At 77.4% G+C, this 4441-nt stretch carries 5 protein-coding genes; 2 read left to right on the forward strand and 3 right to left on the reverse strand.

Annotated elements, in window-relative coordinates; all coding sequences use genetic code 11:
• The 3 genes from ACFF45_RS00005 to ACFF45_RS00015 all read right to left on the reverse strand — a co-directional run.
• A partial coding sequence (locus ACFF45_RS00005) for a caspase family protein (protein ID WP_381340068.1) occupies positions 1-818 on the reverse strand: 818 nt, incomplete at its 3' end.
• Positions 819-822: 4 nt separating this feature from the next.
• A complete protein-coding gene (locus ACFF45_RS00010) occupies positions 823-1182 on the reverse strand; it encodes a hypothetical protein (protein WP_381340071.1) in 360 nt (119 codons plus the stop codon).
• A 60-nt stretch (positions 1183-1242) separates the two neighbouring features.
• Entirely contained in the window at positions 1243-2298 is a 1056-nt protein-coding gene (locus ACFF45_RS00015) for a hypothetical protein (protein ID WP_381340073.1), read from the reverse strand.
• Positions 2299-2749: 451 nt separating this feature from the next.
• Between ACFF45_RS00015 and ACFF45_RS00020 the strand changes: the two genes are divergently transcribed.
• Complete coding sequence (locus ACFF45_RS00020; RefSeq protein WP_381340075.1) at positions 2750-3229, forward strand: hypothetical protein; 480 nt, start codon at positions 2750-2752, stop codon at positions 3227-3229.
• Between the two features lie 293 nt (positions 3230-3522).
• A partial coding sequence (locus tag ACFF45_RS00025; protein ID WP_381340077.1) for a hypothetical protein occupies positions 3523-4441 on the forward strand: 919 nt, incomplete at its 3' end.

Consider the following 4441-nt stretch of genomic DNA (forward strand, 5'->3'; position numbering starts at 1 on the left):
CCCGCGGCGGCCGGCCCGCCGCTCCGGCCGTGCGCCGGCCGGGGCGGCCGTGCGGGGCCGGGCGGGCGGGTGGCGTGGTCCGCGCGCGCCGACAGCAGCACGTCCTCGTCGTGGTCGGCGCGGCTCTGCGGCGTCCACTCCTCCCCCCGCAGCGTCTCGTGCCGCGCCTCGGCCATCCGCCGGCGCAGCGCGTCCGAGACCTCCCGGAACCCCAGTTCGCCGGGAACGTCCAGCTCGTGCAGCAGCTCCCCGGTGAACGGCGTCGGCGTCCCGCCGTCGCCCGCGTCGGTGCGGTGGTTGGCCTGCACGCTCATCAGCAGCAGCACCCGCCGCTTGTCCCGGGAGTGCTCCCAGATCCACGCCGCGTTGCCGGCGAAGCAGCAGTCGAGGATGACCACGATCCGCTCGGCGGGGCTGCTGGCCAGCCAGGTCAGCACGGTCGTGAACATCTCCGCGCCGGGGAAGACGGCCCGTCCGCCCGCGATGACGCTGGCGTTGCGCATCTGCAGGAACAGCTCGTCGCCCGCGCTGGGGATGGCGCCGTGCCCGGCGAAGTACAGCAGAAGCAGCCCCTCGGCCTCCTCGGCGGCCGAGCGCAGCGCGCGTTCGAAGGCGTCCAGCGACGGCGAGCGCGCCACGGTGATCTCGTCCTCGCCGAGGACCCCGCCGCGGGCCAGGGTGTCCCGCAGCCGGTCCAGGTTGTGCTCGACGGCCGGCAGGTCGCCGGGCACACCGTGCGGCGGCTCGGTGAAGTCGTACGTGGAGACACCCACCAGCAGCGCCCGGTTCACCCGCCCCCGCGGGTCGAAACGGGGCACCGGCCTACCCGTCGAGGTCCACGGGGTCCACGCGGCCCTCGGGCGGTTCGCCGTCCTCCACCTCGCGCCGGTTGTCCCGCCAGGCCTCCACGGCCCGGCCCACCTGCGCCACCAGCTGGTTGAAGACGACCGTCGCGGCGGCGCTGACCAGCGCGACGACGATCTCCATGCCGACGCCCATGGGGGCGCCGGTCTCGTCGGTGCGGCGCCGCTCGTGGATGCGCAGCCGGCCGGCCCGCACCATCTCGTCCAGGCCCCGCTCCCGCTCCAGCCACTTGCGCAGGGCGCCTATGTCGCTCTCGGTCGCCGTCTCGTCCAGCCGGACGCGGATGACGCGGTTGGCCACTTCGTCCCCCTCAGCCATAACTCACCATCATGGCAGCGGGGTTGTCGTCTGAGGAGGGGCCGGACGCGGGCGGTGCGGTCAGTTCTGGGTCTGCAGCTGCCGCAGCTGGCGCCGCACGTGGTCCAGGGCGCCGACCCGCCGGCCCGGCACCCGGCCGCGCAACTCGGCCAGCGCCGGGCCCAGTTCGCGGGCCCGGGCCGGGTCGCGGATCTCGCCCCACTGGTGGTGGGCGCGGTCGACGGCCGCCTCCACGGGAGGCGCGTCCGGCGCCTGCCCGGCGGCCAGCCGCGCCGACGCCACCGCCAGCCAGGTACGGCAGCTGCGGGCCGCGTCGCCCGCGAACATCGCCAGGTCCGCCCGCACCTCCGTCCAGTGCAGCGCCTCCTCGGAGGCGGCCCCGTGCGCCCGTACCGCGGCCTGCTCCCACCGGGCGGCCAGCCCGTCGGCGTCGGCGTGCCGCCCGGCCCGCACGGCGGCGGAGACGGCGGCGTGCGGATCGCCCGCGCCGGGCGCCCGCGCGGCGAGCACGATGCCGGGGGCCTCCCCCGTGATCCGGCTCAGCGCCTCCTCGTGCAGCTGCTCCACGGGCGGCCGGTGCCCGCTGCGCAGCAGGGTCGCCACGGCCTTCATGTACGACGGGTCCGCCACCGTGCGCCGGTGCGGCGGCGGCGCGATCCGCCCGTAGACGGCGCAGTTGTGCCCCGAGTCGAGCGGGGTGCCGCGCAGCCGCTCCCAGCTCTCCGCGTCGGCGTGCAGATCGAGGAAGAGGGTGGTGCTGCCCGGCGCCCGCAGCCGCAGCTCCTCGCGGAACCAGTGCCAGGGGAAGGCGGTGTAGCGCACGGTGGCCGGCGCCGTCCGCGCCAGCGCCAGGTGCGGCAGCCGCTGCCGCCGGTCCAGCGTCAGCTGCCCGGTGACGAACACCGTCAGCGGCCCCACGGTCCCGGCGGCCGCCCGGATCCGCGTCAGCACCGTCTGCGGCTCGACCGGGTCGGCCAGCTCGACGACGTTCGCGGTGTCCGCGCCCGCCAGCACCCCGGGTGCGACGGCCGCCAGCACGGGAAGCACCGCCGCCGCATCCACCAGCCGCCCCTTTCCCACGGGTGAAGCGGCCACCAGCAACACGGTTCCCGGCATGGTCCCTCCCTGTCGATCACGTACGTCAGCACCGTAACCGCTGGACCGGCCGCCGGGGCGGGGAGGAGCGGGACTGCCCGGGTCCCGCCCGGGATCCGGGCGGTCCGGCGCACCGCCGGCAGCGTGGTGTCGTCCTCCGGACGCCCCGGCAGTGGCGCGGCACCCCGTCCCGTACGAGGGTCACCAGCCGCCCCGCCGCGCGGTGCGCGGGTCCGCCGGGCCCGCGCACACGCAGCAGCTGGTGCCGGTCCGGGGTGTCCCGGCGCCTGCCGCGGGGGTACCGGTCGAGCAGGCGCCGCGGCCCCCGCCGGTCCCGGTCGCGGGCCTGGTCATGCCCCACGGCGAAGCGCGCCGCCGGGCCGGGCGCATCCCTGCCCCGGCCACCCGACTTGCCGCCCTTCCCCGCGCGGTGTGCCCTGGAAGCCGGGGGTGAGCAGAGAGGAGTGCTCCCATGGCTCATGCGGCACCCGCGCCCGGCGCCCGCCCGCCCGGCGCGCCCGTGACCGGCACCGTCCCGTCCCCGGCGCCCGCCCGGCCCGGCGCCACCCGCACGCCCGACGTGTTCGGTCCCCGGGCGCACGCCGTCGCGCGATGGGCCGGGCCCGTCGCCGCCGGCCTGGTCTACGGCTACTGGGCGGCGGCCAACCAGCGTGGTGGCGGCCCGATCACGGGCTGGAACGTGCTGTTCGGCTTCGTCGTCGCGCTGGCCTTCGTGCTGCTGTACGCCGCCGTGCGCCGGCTGGCCGGGCGGCTGCGGCGCGAGGCGCACGCGGCGGCCTGGGCGGCCTTCGCGGGCGTCGCGTTCGGCTTCCTCTACCACCAGACCGGCCACTACAGCGTGCTGCGCTCGGCCCTGATGGCGATGGTGGTCGCGGCGGCCGTCTTCGCCGTGCTGTTCTACCGCTACTACACGCACGAGGACACCGCCTGAGACCGGCGGCGGGCGGGCGGACGTGCGTGGACCCCGGCAGGGCGGCCGGGGTCCACGCGTTCCCTCATCCCTCCACTCACCGGACGGGGGGCGTGTCGCCCCGGCCGTCCGACGAGGTCCCTGAAACTCCTCCAGTACCAGGAAACACCCGTTCGGGCCAACCCTCCACCGGAGAGCGGAAACCGCAGCTCCGGCACGGTTCCGGGCGCGGGATCACCCGTCCGGCCCGCACCGTCCACCCGGTCGCGGGCCCACCGCTCGCACCGCCCGCCCGGGGCGTGTTGCCTGGCGGCGTGTCCCAAAGGCCAGCACCCGTCCCCCGGCTGCGCGGCGCCCTGTCCGCCGCGCTGATCGCCCTGTGCTGCCTGCTGGTCCCGCTCGCCGCACCGGCGGTGTGGGCGGTGTACGGCCTGGCCGACACCGGCCGCTACGTCCGCACCATGGCGCCGCTGGCCGGGGACGCGGCCGTGCGGGAGGCGGTCGCGGACACCGTCGGGGACGAGCTGGTGCACCGGCTCGGCGGCGCACCGGGCCTGACGGGCCCGTTCGTGCGGGACGCGGTGCGGTCGTTCACCGGCACCGGCGCCTTCCGGGCGGGCTGGGACGCGGCGAACCGGGCCGTGCACGACGCCCTGCTGCGCGCCCTGCGCGACGACGACCGCTCCGGCGCCGCCCCGGTCACCGTCGACCTCGCTCCCGTCACCTCCCGCGTCAAGGAACGACTCGCCGACGACAACCTGCCGTTGGCCCGCGACATCCCGGTCCGGCACATCGAGGTCGCGGTCCTCGGGCCCGGCGAGCTGGACCGGCTCCGGAAGGGGTACGCCGTGCTGGAAGTCGCCGCACTGTGGCTGCCGGTCGCGGCCGTCGCCTTCGCCGTCGCCGGCATCGCCGTGGCCACCTGCCGCCGCCGCGCGCTCGCCGCCACCGCCCTCGGCACCGCCCTCGGCGGCGCCCTGCTCGGCGCGGCCGTCGCCGCCGGCCGCCGGCTCACCCTGTCCGACCTGCCCGCCGCGGCCTCCCGGCCCGCCGCCGGGGCGGTCTATGACGCCCTCACCGCGACCCTGCGCACCACGTCCTGGCTGCTCGTCGGCCTGGGGCTGGCGGTGGCCGCGGCCGCCTGGCTCACCGGCCGACTCCACCCCGCCCCGCGACATCCGCCCACACCCGCACCGCCCGCTCCAACCCCACCGCACCAACCAACCCGAGCCC

This window comes from Streptomyces cinereospinus (assembly GCF_042430725.1).
GTDB lineage: Bacteria > Actinomycetota > Actinomycetes > Streptomycetales > Streptomycetaceae > Streptomyces > Streptomyces cinereospinus.

What these genes read in the sequence shown, in the direction of transcription:
- ACFF45_RS00010 (WP_381340071.1), bottom strand. Translation starts at nt 1,182, where the DNA reads ATGGCTGAGGGGGACGAAGTGGCCAACCGCGTCATCCGCGTCCGGCTG.
- ACFF45_RS00020 (WP_381340075.1), top strand. Translation starts at nt 2,750, where the DNA reads ATGGCTCATGCGGCACCCGCGCCCGGCGCCCGCCCGCCCGGCGCGCCC.
- ACFF45_RS00015 (WP_381340073.1), bottom strand. Translation starts at nt 2,298, where the DNA reads ATGCCGGGAACCGTGTTGCTGGTGGCCGCTTCACCCGTGGGAAAGGGG.